At 57.8% G+C, this 14887-nt stretch carries 13 protein-coding genes; 4 read left to right on the forward strand and 9 right to left on the reverse strand.

Annotated features, from left to right (window positions below; genetic code table 11):
- Both K0F75_RS17310 and K0F75_RS17315 read left to right on the forward strand, forming a co-directional pair.
- Window positions 1-444, forward strand: a 444-nt coding sequence (locus tag K0F75_RS17310; RefSeq protein ID WP_257604420.1) for a peptidoglycan binding protein CsiV, incomplete at its 5' end; no start/stop codon positions are given.
- A gap of 67 nt (window positions 445-511) precedes the next feature.
- Window positions 512-3211, forward strand: coding sequence for a DEAD/DEAH box helicase (locus K0F75_RS17315; RefSeq protein ID WP_219063177.1), 2700 nt, complete (start codon window positions 512-514; stop codon window positions 3209-3211).
- A gap of 104 nt (window positions 3212-3315) precedes the next feature.
- Here K0F75_RS17315 and K0F75_RS17320 read toward each other — a convergent pair whose 3' ends face one another.
- From K0F75_RS17320 to K0F75_RS17330, 3 genes are all read right to left on the reverse strand, one after another.
- On the reverse strand, window positions 3316-4056 hold the full coding sequence (locus K0F75_RS17320) for an S-methyl-5'-thioinosine phosphorylase (protein ID WP_219063178.1): 741 nt from the start codon (window positions 4054-4056) through the stop codon (window positions 3316-3318).
- Between the two features lie 11 nt (window positions 4057-4067).
- Window positions 4068-5066, reverse strand: coding sequence for a beta-N-acetylhexosaminidase (nagZ, locus tag K0F75_RS17325; protein WP_219063248.1), 999 nt, complete (start codon window positions 5064-5066; stop codon window positions 4068-4070).
- Between the two features lie 212 nt (window positions 5067-5278).
- Window positions 5279-5986 (reverse strand): TetR/AcrR family transcriptional regulator, encoded by a 708-nt coding sequence (locus K0F75_RS17330; protein WP_219063179.1) that lies wholly within the window; start codon window positions 5984-5986, stop codon window positions 5279-5281.
- A 264-nt stretch (window positions 5987-6250) separates the two neighbouring features.
- On the opposite strand from K0F75_RS17330, the gene lexA reads away from it, so the two are divergent.
- The gene (gene lexA / locus K0F75_RS17335; RefSeq protein WP_219063180.1) at window positions 6251-6859 is read left to right on the forward strand and encodes a transcriptional repressor LexA; all 609 of its coding nucleotides are present in this window, start codon (window positions 6251-6253) and stop codon (window positions 6857-6859) included.
- Between the two features lie 10 nt (window positions 6860-6869).
- Window positions 6870-7343, forward strand: coding sequence for an SOS-induced cell division inhibitor SulA (gene sulA, locus K0F75_RS17340; RefSeq protein ID WP_219063181.1), 474 nt, complete (start codon window positions 6870-6872; stop codon window positions 7341-7343).
- A gap of 14 nt (window positions 7344-7357) precedes the next feature.
- Here sulA and K0F75_RS17345 read toward each other — a convergent pair whose 3' ends face one another.
- The 6 genes from K0F75_RS17345 to fadB form a co-directional block, all read right to left on the reverse strand.
- Window positions 7358-7591: a hypothetical protein gene (locus tag K0F75_RS17345; protein WP_219063182.1), complete on the reverse strand. Its 234-nt coding sequence runs from the start codon at window positions 7589-7591 to the stop codon at window positions 7358-7360.
- A 69-nt stretch (window positions 7592-7660) separates the two neighbouring features.
- Window positions 7661-8182, reverse strand: coding sequence for a DUF6586 family protein (locus K0F75_RS17350; protein WP_219063183.1), 522 nt, complete (start codon window positions 8180-8182; stop codon window positions 7661-7663).
- 140 nt (window positions 8183-8322) lie between these two features.
- The gene (gene topA / locus K0F75_RS17355; protein WP_219063184.1) at window positions 8323-10935 is read right to left on the reverse strand and encodes a type I DNA topoisomerase; all 2613 of its coding nucleotides are present in this window, start codon (window positions 10933-10935) and stop codon (window positions 8323-8325) included.
- A gap of 113 nt (window positions 10936-11048) precedes the next feature.
- Complete coding sequence (locus K0F75_RS17360) at window positions 11049-11285, reverse strand: DUF1653 domain-containing protein (RefSeq protein ID WP_219063249.1); 237 nt, start codon at window positions 11283-11285, stop codon at window positions 11049-11051.
- Window positions 11286-11390: 105 nt separating this feature from the next.
- Complete coding sequence (fadA, locus tag K0F75_RS17365) at window positions 11391-12566, reverse strand: acetyl-CoA C-acyltransferase FadA (RefSeq protein WP_219063185.1); 1176 nt, start codon at window positions 12564-12566, stop codon at window positions 11391-11393.
- A 24-nt stretch (window positions 12567-12590) separates the two neighbouring features.
- The gene (fadB, locus tag K0F75_RS17370) at window positions 12591-14738 is read right to left on the reverse strand and encodes a fatty acid oxidation complex subunit alpha FadB (protein WP_219063186.1); all 2148 of its coding nucleotides are present in this window, start codon (window positions 14736-14738) and stop codon (window positions 12591-12593) included.
- Window positions 14739-14887 lie beyond the last annotated feature (149 nt).

Consider the following 14887-nt stretch of genomic DNA (forward strand, 5'->3'; position numbering starts at 1 on the left):
ATGATCCTGTTCCGGCAGATTGGCCAACCCGCCACGACCAACCAGCCCTCCCCCGAAGCCTGGGCCGCCGGGGCACAGAAAATCAGCCCCGAGAATGAACGCAGCCCGGCGCTGACCGGAATGGCCGGTAAGCTGGACGCCAGCGGCAACTACAACGTGCTGCTGCATCGGGCCTGGCAGCAGAATCTGAGCGCTGACCCGAGCAAAATGGCGGTCAGCAGTGGTCAGGAGCAGTTCGGTCACTTTCCCATTGAGGGCACCGTCACCTTGAGCCTGGCGCGGTTTACCGATATCACGGCAGACTTTTGGGTCAATCAGCTCGATGCCTATGGCGTAGTGCGCACCAGCGAGCGAATGACCCAGACGACCCGGGTGAAGAATGGCGAATTGACCTATATGGACAATGGCAGCCTGGCCATGCTGATCAAGGTTTCACCTCTTTAAGCATCCAGGGAGCGCGTTGCGCTCCTTGCCCTTTGAGCATCGCTGCGGCGTCGGGCTGTACTGAACTGTGTCGTCCATTCTTGAAAAAGTTCTAGCCTCTTCGTGGGCACAAGTCTTCAAAGCTCAAAGCCTTGAGCGAGGGCGCGACTATGCCCAGCAGCAACGCATCAAGTTGCAGCACCTGAGTCCCGAGCTGGTCAGGACGGTGTGCAGAGGCTCGAGTCTGGAAATCTACACGCAAACCCTCACTTTCAAGGACCCGGCCGAGCATAAGCAATTCGTGGTGTGTAAATGCACCTGCCCCGTGCGCAACAATTGCAAACATTGCGCCGCTGCTCTTTTCTTTCTGCAGGACCCGGAAAACAAGGCCTCGATCCTCGCCGCGCTGGGTGCGCCAGACCGTACGCCTGCGCCAGCACGAGCCGAGCCCAAGCCCAAGCCCGCATTGCCTGAACGCTTGATAGACACCCAACCTGTGCCTCGGCTGATTCTTGCCAGCTTCGAGTTCAGCGCTTACGAACCCCGCAATGGCCGTATGCAACGTCATATCCAGCATCGCGCCGCGCTGGCGTTTGGCTACGGCGAGCATTACGCGACAGGGAGCAAAACCACCGACGTCCTGGAACACTTCGACACTGAAGCCGTGCGCATACGCCGCTATCCGGAGGCAGAAAAGCACTGGCGACAGGTTATTCAGGACCTCGGTTTCAGGCTGGCGACCCGGCAAAGCAAGGCCTTGCCCGACAGCGCCGGGGACATGTTCGAACTGCCGAGCGACAAGGCCTGGCTGAACTTCATGACCAACGACTTGCCACAGCTGCGTGAGCAAGGCTGGGAGATCGACGTCGCGGAAGATTTCGCGTTTGACGTCACGCCTGTAGACGACTGGTACGCGGTCATCAATGAGCAGCCAGAGCGCGACTGGTTCGACCTGGAACTGGGCATCATCGTCAATGGTGAGCGCCTGAGCCTGCTGCCGATTCTGATCAATCTACTGCGCAGCCACCCCGAACTGATGAGCCCGGCCGGGATCGCCAAGCGCCGGGACGATGAGCAACTCTTGGTCCAGCTCAATCACTTCACCCAGCGAGGTGGCGGCCCGATCCAGGTCGCCCTGCCCTACGGCCGTCTAAAACCCGTGCTGGCAACCCTGGGTGACTTCTATTGGCGCGACGACGGCAATAACGCCCTGCGCCTCAATACCGCAGACGCCGCACGCCTGACCCAACTGGACGATATGCCGCTGACCTGGGAAGGCGGCGAACGCCTGCGTCAATTCGGCGAGCGCCTGGCGGACATCAAAAATTTTTCAGTGACCGTACCCGACGGTTTGAATGCAACCCTGCGACCCTATCAGCTCGAAGGTTTGAGCTGGATGCAATCGCTGCGCGAGCTGGAAGTTGGCGGCATCCTGGCCGATGACATGGGCCTGGGCAAAACCCTGCAAACCCTGGCCCACCTGCTAGTGGAAAAGCAGGCCGGTCGCCTTGATCGCCCGTCCCTGGCCGTGATGCCCACCAGCCTGATTCCCAACTGGATGGATGAAGCCGAACGTTTCACCCCTCAACTACGTGTATTGGCGTTGTATGGGCCAGGCAGGCGCCAGGATTTCGCCAACCTGCAGGATTACGACCTGATCCTCACCACCTATGCGCTGCTGCCGCGTGACGTCGAGTTGTTGGCGCAGCAGCCGCTGCATGTGCTGATCCTCGACGAAGCGCAGTACATCAAGAACCCCAACAGCAAGGCCGCTGAGGCCGCGCGCAGCCTAAACGCCCGTCAGCGCCTGTGCCTGAGCGGTACGCCGTTGGAAAACCATCTGGGCGAACTCTGGTCGCTGTTCCACTTCCTGATGCCAGGCTGGCTGGGCGACAGCAAGCAGTTCAACAGCAACTACCGCACCGCCATCGAGAAGCTGGGCAACGAAGAACGCTTGCAGCACTTGAATGCGCGGATCAAGCCCTTCCTCCTGCGTCGCACCAAAGAGCAGGTCGCCACCGAACTGCCGCCCAAGACCGAAATCATCCATTGGGTCGAGCTCAACGACGCCCAGCGCGACGTGTATGAGACGGTACGCCTGGCCATGGACAAGAAGGTACGCGACGAAATCGCCCGCAAAGGCGTTGGTCGCAGTCAAATCATCGTTCTGGAAGCGTTGCTCAAACTGCGTCAGGTCTGCTGTGATTTACGGCTGGTCAACAGCGCACCTGCAACGGGGCGCCATGGCAGCTCGGCCAAGCTGCACAGCCTGATGGAAATGTTTGAAGAGTTGCTGGCCGAAGGTCGAAAAATCCTGTTGTTCTCGCAGTTCACCTCGATGCTGACCCTGATCGAAGCCGAGCTGAAACAGCGCGGCATCGAATACGCGCTGCTCACCGGGGCAACCAGAGACCGCCGGACACCGGTACAGGACTTCCAGAGTGGCAAGCTTCCGGTTTTCCTGATCAGCCTCAAGGCCGGCGGCACCGGCCTGAACCTGACCGCAGCCGACACGGTGATCCATTACGATCCCTGGTGGAACCCGGCAGCCGAAAATCAGGCCACCGACCGTGCGTACCGCATCGGCCAGGAGAAACCGGTCTTCGTCTACAAGATGATCGCGCGCGGCACGGTGGAAGAGAAAATCCAGCGTTTGCAGCAGGAAAAATCAGCGCTGGCGTCAGGCGTACTGGATGGCAGGACCGCAGGTGACTGGAAGTTGGGAAGCGAAGACATCGCCGCCCTGTTCGCGCCATTGCCAGCGCCGGTCAAAAAAATAAAGCATTGAGTCAGACACCCTAATGAAATGGTTGCCCCCAGGTACGCGGGGTAACCATTGATGCAGGAGCGGGCTTGCCCGCGATGGCTGCATGTCCGACTCAATCGCATTTTTCAGCCCGAAACAAGCACCCGCGCCAAAGTCGCCTTCACCTTGCCCATCCCGTCATGCAGTGCCTGTTCAATTTCGGCCATGGTAATCACTGCCGACGACTTGCCTGCCGCAGGGTTGACCACCAGCGCCAGACAGGCGTAATCCAGTTCTATTTCGCGGGCCAGTGCCGCTTCAGGCATACCGGTCATGCCGACGATATCGCAACCATCACGCTCCAGGCGAATGATCTCCGCCACGGTTTCAAGGCGCGGGCCCTGAGTGCAGGCATACACGCCCTGGTCGCTGTAAGCACAACCTTCAGCCGCCAGCGCTGCAATAAGTCGCGTGCGCAGCGCTTCGCTGTAGGGATAGCTGAAGTCGATGTGGGTCACCTGCTCCAGATCATCGGCAAAGTAGGTGTGCTCGCGACCGCTGGTGTAGTCGATCAACTGGTGCGGCACGCAGAAATGCCCGGTGCCCATGGCCGGATGAATCCCACCCACAGCATTCACGGCCAGGATCGCCTCGGCCCCGGCCTGCTTCAATGCCCACAGATTAGCCCGGTAGTTGACCTGATGTGGCGGTAGGCGATGGGGGTGACCGTGGCGCGCCAGAAACAGCACCTCACGCCCTGCATACTCGCCAATCTGAATCTCGGCCGACGGCGCACCATAAGGCGTATTCATCGGCAGGGACTGACGAATATTCAAGCCATCAAGTTGGGTCAGGCCAGTGCCGCCGATAATCGCATAAACAGTCATTAATACATCCTTCAGTCGATCAGTTGGGCGGCACGCAGTGCATCAAGGGCCGCCAGCCAGCGTGGGTGCTGACGATATTCAGTAGTGGCGTATGCCTGGCCTCGCATCCGCGCAATGCGTGGCGATGGTTTTACCTTCAGCCGTTGCGCGGCACTGAGTGCCAGCTCGGCAGCAGCCCGGTCGTTGCACACCAGGCCCATGTCACACCCGGCGCTCAAAGCAGCCTCGATACGACTTGCGGCATCACCGACCACATGGGCGCCGGCCATGGACAGGTCATCGCTGAAAATCACGCCATCGAACCGCAACTCGCCGCGCAGGATATCTTGCAGCCAACGCCGGGAGAAACCGGCAGGCTGGGCATCGACTTGCGGATAAATGACGTGGGCTGGCATCACGGCTGCCAGTTGCTTGCTCAGGCGAGCGAACGGCACAAGGTCCTTGGCGCGGATTTCGTCGAGGCTGCGCTCGTCTGTCGGAATCGCGACATGAGAATCGGCTTCAGCCCAGCCATGGCCAGGAAAATGTTTGCCGGTTGCCGCCATGCCTGCGGCGTTCATGCCACGAATAAAGGCACCCGCCAGCAACGCCGCACGTTCGGGATCACCCTCAAAAGCCCGGCTGCCGACCACCGCACTGCGCTGATAATCCAGGTCGAGAACCGGTGCGAAACTCAAATCCAGCCCGACCGCCAACACTTCAGTGGCCATCAGCCATCCGCAATGTTCAGCCAGCGATTCGGCATTCAGGTTGTCGGCAATCGCCCGCATCGCCGGTAATCGGACGAATCCCTGACGCAGACGCTGTACCCGCCCGCCCTCCTGATCCACCGCCAACAGCAACTCAGGTCGTATCGCACGGACAGCGGCACTGAGTTCACGAACCTGGCGCGGATGCTCAATATTGCGGGCGAAAATGATCAGACCACCGACTTCGGGCTGACGCAAAAACTGGCGGTCCTCAGCGGTCAGCCAAGTACCGGCGACATCCACCATCAACGAGCCTTGCAGGCCAGAACTCATATGCAATTCCTTAACTCAACGCAGCCGACACCCGATCCGGGCGTGGCATCAAAGCGCAGTGAAGACAGCCAGACGCACACACCGCTGCCGATCGGCGGAGCCGGACAAATACGGAGTGGCGTGGGAGACATGAATAAATCGAGGGTACGCATGGGCGGCTAGCTTAGCCGATGAAAGCTGCCACGCCCACCCATCAACGATCAAACCTTGGCGACGGCGACCGTACTTTTGCTGCGCGGTTTGAGTTGTGCAGAGACCATGGCCGCGTCGGTCACGCCGGTTTCGGCGCGCATGCCGGCTGCCAGGAACGGCACCATCAGACGCATCACCTGCTCAATGGAGGTATTGACCCCGAAATCAGTCTCGGCAATCGCCCGCAACGCTTTGATCCCGGACATGCTGAACGCTGCGGCGCCGAGCATGAAATGCACGCGCCAGAACAGTTCGATCGGTGGAATATTCGGGGCTGCTTCATTGACCAGTAACATGTAGCGGCGAAACACCTTGCCGTACATGTCTTCCAGGTAACGACGCAGGTGTCCTTGGCTCTGACTGAACGCCAAGCCCAGCAAGCGCATGAAAATCGACAGGTCGTTACCGCTCCGCGGCTGCACCACCAACGCTTGCTCGACGAGGATTTCCAGCAGCTCTTCAAGTGTCGGCTTGTGTTCAGGCTTGGCCTGACGGCGCTCCAGCTCTCGATCGAGGCTGATACAGAACGGACCGAGGAAGCGCGAGAAAACCGCCTGAATCAGGGCCTTCTTCGAACCAAAGTGATAATTCACCGCGGCCAGGTTGACCGAGGCTTTGCTGGTGATCAACCGCAACGATGTTTCGGCAAAGCCTTTTTCCGCGAACAACTGCTCAGCAGCATCGAGGATACGTTCAACTGTTTCCGACTGGGCCATGATTCTTCTGCCTGACAAACACTTGTTTGAAACATACGTTTCAGCCGGGCTATTTGTCAAGTCTGCCCGTTCGTTTTCTGGCTGACCAGTCATGCATTTAATCATATAACCCGGGGCCTGTAGCCACCGCGTGACTTATCGCCTCGGATCACCTGCCAGCAGCCCCCTGCACACCGTCCAGCGGCCTGAGTAAAAAGGACGATTGCCAAGACGCAATCACTGTATATAATCCCAGTCACTGTATAAAAAGACAGAGCGATCATCATGATAAAACTGACGCCACGCCAAGCTGAGATTCTGGGCTTCATCAAACGCTGCCTTGAAGACAACGGCTACCCACCGACCCGTGCGGAAATCGCTCAGGAACTGGGCTTCAAGTCGCCCAATGCGGCGGAAGAACACCTCAAGGCTCTGGCGCGCAAAGGCGCTATCGAAATGACGCCGGGCGCCTCGCGGGGTATTCGTATTCCTGGCTTCGAAGCCAAGTCCGAAGAACGCAGCCTGCCAATCATCGGTCGCGTCGCCGCTGGCGCACCGATTCTGGCGCAGCAACATGTCGAAGAGTCCTGCAACATCAACCCGTCTTTCTTCCATCCGAGCGCAGACTATTTGTTGCGCGTGCATGGCATGAGCATGAAGGACGTCGGCATCCTCGATGGCGACTTGATTGCCGTCCATACCTGCCGCGAAGCCCGCAATGGCCAGATCGTCGTGGCGCGAATTGGTGATGAAGTCACGGTTAAGCGCTTCAAGCGTGAAGGCAGCAAGGTTTGGCTACTTGCCGAGAACCCGGATTTCGCCCCTATTGAAGTGAACCTCAAAGATCAGGAATTGGTGATCGAAGGCTTGAGTGTCGGCGTCATTCGCCGCTAAAGGAGACGTTATGCAGTTCCCCCAAACACCACAGCAAGCACAACTACCACTGTTCGAGGCATTCATGGCACAGCCCATCGCCCCGCTCCTCAAAGAAGTAGTCGAAACGCCCTGGAACACAGCGCCAGACGCTTTTAGTGAACTGTCATTGCGCGGCGCAGCCGGGAACTGCCTGAACCTTCTGGCGCCGATTTTGCGGGAGCTGAGTCAGGACCAGGACGCACGCTGGCTGACATTGATCGCGCCACCTGCAAGTCTGACTCAGACCTGGTTGCGTGATGCGGGGCTTAATCGTGAACGGATTCTTCTATTGCAACCACGCGGTACACAAAGCGCGTTGCAATTGACCTGCGAGGCTCTGCGGCTGGGTCGCAGCCACACGGTTGTCAGCTGGCTCAACCCGATCAATGCCGGGGCACGCCAACAGCTAATCAGCGCTGCCAGGACGGGTGATGCGCAGAGTTTGAATATTCGGCTGGGCTGAAGATCAGCCCGTGATCAATGAAGAACGCGCGGGCCATCGTGTTTATCAAAGTCGCCTTCCGCAAGGCGCCCAGCCATCTGAACGCCGACGCTCAGCATGGCTTTAGCGATTTCTACGTGCTGACCTTGCAAAAAGGCTTTGGCATCAGCAGAAAAATCCAGGGTAACCAAGGAGCCCTCGTCCTCAGCACGGCGCAGTTCGATGCGGCCGTCGGGCAGCTCGACAATTTCTAAAAAGGACGTTGGCATAGGATCTGTTCTCCACGAAAGGGCAGCATTGTATCAGCCCGTCGACTCAGCCCCTAGCCCATCGATCAATCAGCACTCGCTCAGCCCTTCGCGAAAACGAATCGTCAGGCTCTTGAGCTGCTGACGCCAACTTTCCATTTCCTCACGGCCCAACTCAGGCTCAGGCTCGTCATCCAGGCTGACAGCAATAATCATTGGCTGCGTAACGTCGCCCTTGGCTTTCCTTGGCGCACGCGGCGGCAGGAACAACGCGTTGTAGGCCGCCAGCAACTGCGCCAGCCAGGTTTCCCGGTTCTGCGCGAGCTCGATCAGCTCGGCCATTTCCGGGATCGCGATAGCGTCCAGCACCTCTTTGGTCAACAGCAGTTCTGCGCGCGGCGCATTGGCCTGGGGCAAACGGTAAAACCCTGCGATCTCATGGCACAAACCGAGCAACGCGCCATACAGGTGAAACAGGACGGACTCACGCTCAGCCTGAACCAGCGCGATAGCATTCATCGCCCGGCTTTCCTGAGCCTTACCCAGCGCCTCAAGAGCGAGCCCTGCAAAATAAATCTTCTGGTTGGTACGGGTATAGAGTTCATGGGCCATGGTGGCACTCTCCATCACAAACAAAAAAGAACGGCTCTACTCAAAGCAAATCTGGCTCGCGCAACGCGCTTTGGGCGCACCGGGCGAGCCAGCATCAGACAACCGATGGGCGCCTGACGGGTGACGTCAGGCGCAATGTATCAACGTTTGTCTTCGACCTTCCAGGCCTTGCCATCGTAGAACGCGCGCCAGCCTGTCGGCTTGCCTTCCACTTCGGTCTGCACATATTGCTCTTTGGTTTTGCGGCTGTAACGAATCACCGCAGGGTGCCCGTCTGGATCTTTCTTCGGTGCTTCGCAGAGGAAGTGGTACTTCGGATCGATTTCGTCTTTGTGCGGCACAATCTCGATCACCAGCGGAGCACGGGTCTCGCGGTTTTTCGGGAACTGACTGGCCGCCAGAAACAACCCAGAGGCACCATCACGCAGGATGTACGTGTCGGTGACCTTCTCGCATTTGAGTTCGGGCATCTTCACCGGGTCCATTTTCGGCCCCGCCGCTTCACCGCTTTTCAGCAGCTTTCGGGTGTTCTTGCAGTCAGGGTTGGTGCAACCGAAGAACTTGCCGAAACGACCGGTCTTGAGCTGCATCTCGGAGCCACACTTGTCGCACTCCAGGCTCGGACCTTCATAACCCTTGATCCGGTAGGTGCCCTCTTCGATCTCATAACCCACGCAATCGGGGTTATTGCCGCAGATGTGCAGCTTATGCTTCTCGTCCAGCAAGTACGCATCCATGGCCGTACTGCAAATATGGCAACGGTGCTTGCCACGCAATACGCGTGACTCGGACTCACCCTCATCATCCTCGGCAATTTCGTCGCCGGGCGTGAGGTTGACGGTCGCCTTGCAGCGTTCTTTAGGCGGCAGGCTGTACCCGGAGCAACCGAGAAACACCCCGGTCGACGCCGTACGAATCTGCATCGGGCGACCGCAGAGCTTGCACGGGATGTCCGTCATCACCGGCTGGTTGGAACGCATGCCGCTGTCTGGCGCTTCGGCTACTTCGAGTTTCTTCTTGAAGTCACCGTAGAACTCGTCGAGCACGTTTTTCCAGTCGCGCTGACCTTGAGCGACGTCATCGAGATTCTCTTCCATACCGGCGGTGAAGCCGTAGTCCATCAGGTTCGAGAAGCTTTCGGACAAGCGCCCTGTAACGATATCGCCCATTTTTTCAGAGTAGAAACGGCGGTTATGCAGCGCGACGTAACCACGATCCTGAATGGTCGAAATAATCGCGGCGTACGTCGATGGACGACCAATACCGCGTTTTTCCATTTCCTTGACCAGGCTCGCTTCGGAGTAGCGCGCAGGCGGCTTGGTGAAGTGCTGGCTTGGATCAAGTTTGTTCAGCTTCAGGTTGTCGCCCTGAGCCATGTCCGGCAACACATCGTCGTCGCCCGGCTTGGCCATCTGCGGCATGACACGGGTGTAGCCGTCGAACTTGAGGATGCGGCCTTTGGCACGCAGCTCAAAGGTGCCAGCAGCGACGCTGACGGTGGTCGACAGGTATTGCGCCGGTGGCATCTGGCACGCGACGAATTGGCGCCAGATCAGCTCGTAGAGGCGCTCAGCGTCACGTTCCATACCCGTCAGCTTGCTCGGGTGGGTGTTGACATCGGACGGACGAATCGCTTCGTGCGCCTCTTGTGCACCTTCTTTGCTGCTGTAGACGTTTGGCGATTCAGGCAGGTACTTCTTGCCGAACTCGGTTTCGATGTAGCTGCGCGCCATGGTGACCGCGTCGACTGACAGGTTAGTCGAGTCGGTACGCATGTACGTGATGTAGCCCGCTTCATACAAACGCTGGGCCATCATCATGGTTTTTTTCACGCCAAAGCCCAGGCGGTTGCTTCCCGCCTGTTGCAGGGTCGACGTGATGAACGGCGCAGAAGGCTTGCTGCTGGTCGGCTTGTCTTCACGCTTGACGATGCTATAGCTGGAAGCTTTGAGCTTCTCCAGCGCAGCCATCGCGTGGGTTTCATTCAACGGTTTAAAGGCTTCGCCGTTTTCGCGAGCCACTTCAAAGCGTACGTTGGCGCCTTTGGTGGTGCCCAGATCAGCGTGAATTTCCCAATATTCTTCGGGGTTGAACGCACGAATCTCGCGCTCACGCTCCACCACCAGCTTCACGGCAACCGATTGCACACGGCCTGCAGACAAACCACGGGCGACCTTCTGCCAGAGCAGCGGTGACACCATGTAGCCAACGACACGATCGAGGAAGCGACGTGCCTGCTGGGCATTGACCCGATTAATATCCAGCTCGCCTGGCTTGGAGAAAGCTTCCTGAATCGCTTTCTTGGTGATTTCGTTGAACACCACGCGCTTGTAGCGGCTGTCGTCACCACCAATGGCTTCGCGCAGGTGCCAGGCAATGGCTTCCCCTTCGCGGTCCAAGTCGGTTGCGAGATAGATGATGTCAGCATCCTTGGCGAGCCGGCGCAGCTCCTCGACCACCTTCTCTTTACCGGGAAGGATTTCGTACTTGGCTTTCCAGCCGTGATCAGGATCGACACCCATGCGCGAGACGAGCTGGCGCTTGGCTTTTTCCTTCGGCGTAAGCACAGGCGCATCACCAGCGGCAGCCTTGCCACGCTTGGCAGCGGGCTCTTTGCTGGCGCTAGCGGAACCGCTAGTGGGCAAGTCTCGGATATGGCCGATACTCGACTTCACCACGTATTGGTTACCCAAGTACTTGTTGATGGTCTTGGCCTTAGCCGGGGATTCCACAATGACCAGCGATTTGCCCATGGATCAGAAAATTCCTGAATTCTAGAAATGAAAGGCGGTTGGTGCCTGTCGAGGCCCGCTATATATAGTGGCAATCAGGTGAGGTCAAGCACAGGTTACTGCGCGATCTCAGCTCAAGGCCTTGAAAACAGACTGGGTTCAACCTGAACCAAAGCAAAGCGAGGCACCTGTTCACCGTCAACTTCGACGGATTCAAGGAACATGCTCAAAGGGCGCACCCACAGGCCATAATCGCCATAGAGCGCTTGGTAGAACACCACTTCTTCTTCGGTTTCAGAATGTCGGGCAACGCTGAATACACGGTACTCAGGGCCCTTGTAATGGCGATAGAGTCCTGGCTGTAACTGCATGCTGCTGCCCTCGTAAAATAAATCCGAAATAAAAGGTTTCAAAAACAATTCTTCAGAAAAACAAAAGCCGGGGCACAAGGCCCCGGCGTCCATCACTCGAACCTTTTAGACGCGTTCGAAGACGGTGGCAATGCCCTGACCGAGGCCGATGCACATGGTAGCAACCCCAAGGTTACCGCCATTTTGCTTCATGACGTTCAGCAACGTGCCGGAGATACGCGCGCCAGAACACCCAAATGGATGACCCAGAGCGATCGCGCCGCCGTGCAGGTTAACCTTCTCGTTCATCTTGTCGAGAACTTTCAAATCTTTCAGCACTGGCAGGGCCTGTGCAGCGAAAGCTTCGTTGAGCTCGAAGAAGTCGATATCGGCAATACTCAGGCCGGCACGTTTCAACGCTTTTTGCGTTGCCGGCACTGGACCATAGCCCATGATCGCCGGGTCAACACCTGCCACTGCCATCGAGCGGATAACCGCCATAGGCTGGATGCCAAGGTCTTGAGCGCGCTGTGCGGACATGACAATCATGCACGATGCACCGTCGGTAATTTGCGAGGAAGTCCCCGCCGTCACGGTGCCGCCTTTCGGGTTGAAAGCAGGCTTCAAGGCGGCCAGGCTTTCCAATGTCGTTTCTGGACGAATGGTCTCGTCGTAGTCGAACATTTTCAGGAAGCCGTTCTCGTCATACCCTTGCATCGGGATGATTTCGTCCTTGAACTTGCCTTCAATCGTGGCCTTGTGTGCCAGCTGATGCGAGCGCACACCGAAAGCGTCTTGCGCTTCGCGGGTGATGCCGTGCATTTTGCCGAGCATTTCTGCAGTCAGGCCCATCATGCCGGAAGCCTTGGCCGCGTGCAGTGACATATGCGGGTTCGGATCCACGCCATGCATCATGCTGACGTGGCCCATGTGCTCGACACCACCGATCACGAACACATCACCGTTGCCGGTCATGATCGCTTGCGCAGCAGTGTGCAAAGCGCTCATGGACGAACCACACAGGCGGCTGACCGTCTGTGCTGCCGAGGTGTGCGGGATCGGCGTCAGCAGCGACACCATGCGAGCGATGTTCCAGCCCTGCTCCAGGGTCTGGTTCACACACCCCCAGATTACGTCTTCCACTTCCGCAGGATCGACCTTGACGTTACGTTCCAGCAGCTTGGTGATCAGGTGCGCGGACATATCTTCAGCGCGGGTATTGCGGTGCATGCCACCCTTGGAGCGGCCCATCGGAGTGCGACCGAAGTCAACAATCACGACATCTCTCGGATTCAAGCTCATAAATTCCTCTCAATCGTTGGGCGCTTAACCGAAGAAGCTCTGGCCATTCTTGGCCATCTCACGCAGCTTCGCGGTGGGTTGGTACAAGGCGCCCAGATCAGCGTATTTGTCAGCCAGCGCGACGAATTCAGCGACACCTACGGAGTCGATGTAACGCAGCGCACCGCCACGGAATGGAGGGAAACCGATGCCGTAGATCAAGCCCATATCAGCTTCAGCGGCTGTTTCAACAATGCCGTCTTCCAGGCAGCGTACGGTTTCCAGGCACAACGGAATCATCAACCAGTTAATGATGTCGTCGTCGGACACTTCGCGCTGCTCGTAGACAATCGGCTTGAGTACTTCAAGCACGGCGGCATCGGCGACTTTCTTCGGCTTGCCTTTCTTGTCCATTTCGTAGGCGTAGAAGCCCTTGCCGTTCTTCTGACCCAGACGATTGGCTTCGTAAAGCACGTCCACAGCCGAACGACGATCGTCCTTCATGCGATCCGGGAAACCTTCAGCCATCACGTCGCGGCCATGGTGGCCAGTGTCGATACCGACCACGTCCATCAGGTAGGCCGGGCCCATTGGCCAACCGAATTTTTCCATGACCTTGTCGATGCGAACGAAGTCCACACCCGCGCTGACCAATTTGGCAAAACCGCCGAAGTACGGGAACAGGACACGGTTGACCAGGAAGCCCGGGCAGTCATTGACCACGATCGGGTTCTTGCCGATTTTCTTGGCGTAAGCCACAGCCGTCGCAACCGCGACTTCACTGGACTTCTCACCACGAATGACTTCGACCAGCGGCATCATGTGCACAGGGTTGAAGAAGTGCATACCCACGAAGTCTTCCGGACGCTTGAGGGCCTTGGCCAACAAACTGATGGAAATGGTCGAGGTGTTGGACGCCAGAATGGTGCCTTCCTTGACCTGACCTTCGACTTCAGCAAGCACAGCCTGCTTGACCTTAGGGTTTTCGACCACGGCTTCGACGACGAAGTCGACGGTGCCGAAATCACCATAGGACAGGGTTGGACGAATTGCGTTGAGGGCCACAGCCATCTTCGCCGACGTCAGGCGACCTTTGTCGACACGGTTGCCCAGTAGCTTGGACGCTTCGTTAAGACCCAATTGAATGGCGTCTTCGCGGATGTCCTTCATCAGGATCGGCGTGCCTTTGACAGCCGACTGATAGGCAATGCCGCCGCCCATGATGCCTGCGCCGAGTACCGCCGCCTGCTTCACGTCTTTCGCGACTTCATCGTAGATCTTGGCTTTTTTCTTCAGTTCCTGATCGTTCAGAAACAGACCGATCAGACTATGCGCAGCCGAGGTTTTGGCCATTTTGACGAAACCGGCAGCTTCGATTTCAAGCGCTTTGTCCCGACCAAAGTTGGCGGCTTTCTGGATGGTCTTGATCGCTTCGACCGGCGCCGGGTAGTTCGGGCCAGCCTGGCCTGCAACGAAGCCCTTGGCGGTTTCGAATGCCATCATCTGTTCGATGGCATTGAGCTTGAGCTTGTCCAGTTTCGGTTGACGCTTGACCTTGAAATCGAACTCGCCGGAAATGGCGCGCTTGATCAGGTCCAGCGCTGCTTCACGCAGTTTTTCAGGGGCAACCACCGCATCGACAGCACCGACTTTCAGGGCATCTTCAGCACGGTTTTCCTTGCCCGATGCGATCCACTCGATGGCGTTGTCGGCACCGATGATGCGTGGCAGACGCACGGTGCCGCCGAAACCAGGGTAGAGGCCCAGTTTGACTTCAGGCAGACCGACCTTGGCGCTGCTGGACATCACGCGGAAATCCGCTGCCAGGCACATCTCGAAACCACCGCCCAGGGCGATGCCATTGATGGCCACGACGGTTGGAACGCTGAGGTCTTCAAAATCGCTGAAGATTTTGTTGGCTTCGAGGTTACCCGCCACCAGCTCTGCATCCGGCAACTTGAAGTTGTCGACGAACTCGGTGATGTCGGCGCCGACGATGAAGACGTCCTTGCCGCTGGTGACAATCACGCCCTTGATCGAACCATCTGCCTTGATGGTGTCAACGGCCTGACGCAGGTCGTTGAGGGTTAGACGGTTGAACTTGTTGACGGACTCACCCTTGAGATCGAAATTCAATTCGACGATGCCACTTTCAAGAGCCTTAACCGTGATGGCTTTACCTTCGTAAATCATCAACTGATCTCCACGATATGGAAGCTGAACAATACACGTCGGACACTGGAGGCCGGCGTGACTACGACGTTTCGTCAATGCTAACGCCAAACCGCCAGACACATCCGCCGACGTGTTAGCCGGGATTCTGTAGGAGCCTTCTGACAATG

This window comes from Pseudomonas sp. UMAB-08 (genome assembly GCF_900095225.1).
Lineage (GTDB): Bacteria > Pseudomonadota > Gammaproteobacteria > Pseudomonadales > Pseudomonadaceae > Aquipseudomonas.

Coding starts and splice junctions, on each gene's coding strand:
- K0F75_RS17320 (WP_219063178.1), bottom strand. CDS start 4,056: ATGACTGTTTATGCGATTATCGGCGGCACTGGCCTGACCCAACTTGAT.
- K0F75_RS17330 (WP_219063179.1), bottom strand. CDS start 5,986: ATGGCCCAGTCGGAAACAGTTGAACGTATCCTCGATGCTGCTGAGCAG.
- lexA (WP_219063180.1), top strand. CDS start 6,251: ATGATAAAACTGACGCCACGCCAAGCTGAGATTCTGGGCTTCATCAAA.
- sulA (WP_219063181.1), top strand. CDS start 6,870: ATGCAGTTCCCCCAAACACCACAGCAAGCACAACTACCACTGTTCGAG.
- K0F75_RS17345 (WP_219063182.1), bottom strand. CDS start 7,591: ATGCCAACGTCCTTTTTAGAAATTGTCGAGCTGCCCGACGGCCGCATC.
- K0F75_RS17350 (WP_219063183.1), bottom strand. CDS start 8,182: ATGGCCCATGAACTCTATACCCGTACCAACCAGAAGATTTATTTTGCA.
- topA (WP_219063184.1), bottom strand. CDS start 10,935: ATGGGCAAATCGCTGGTCATTGTGGAATCCCCGGCTAAGGCCAAGACC.
- K0F75_RS17360 (WP_219063249.1), bottom strand. CDS start 11,285: ATGCAGTTACAGCCAGGACTCTATCGCCATTACAAGGGCCCTGAGTAC.
- fadA (WP_219063185.1), bottom strand. CDS start 12,566: ATGAGCTTGAATCCGAGAGATGTCGTGATTGTTGACTTCGGTCGCACT.
- fadB (WP_219063186.1), bottom strand. CDS start 14,738: ATGATTTACGAAGGTAAAGCCATCACGGTTAAGGCTCTTGAAAGTGGC.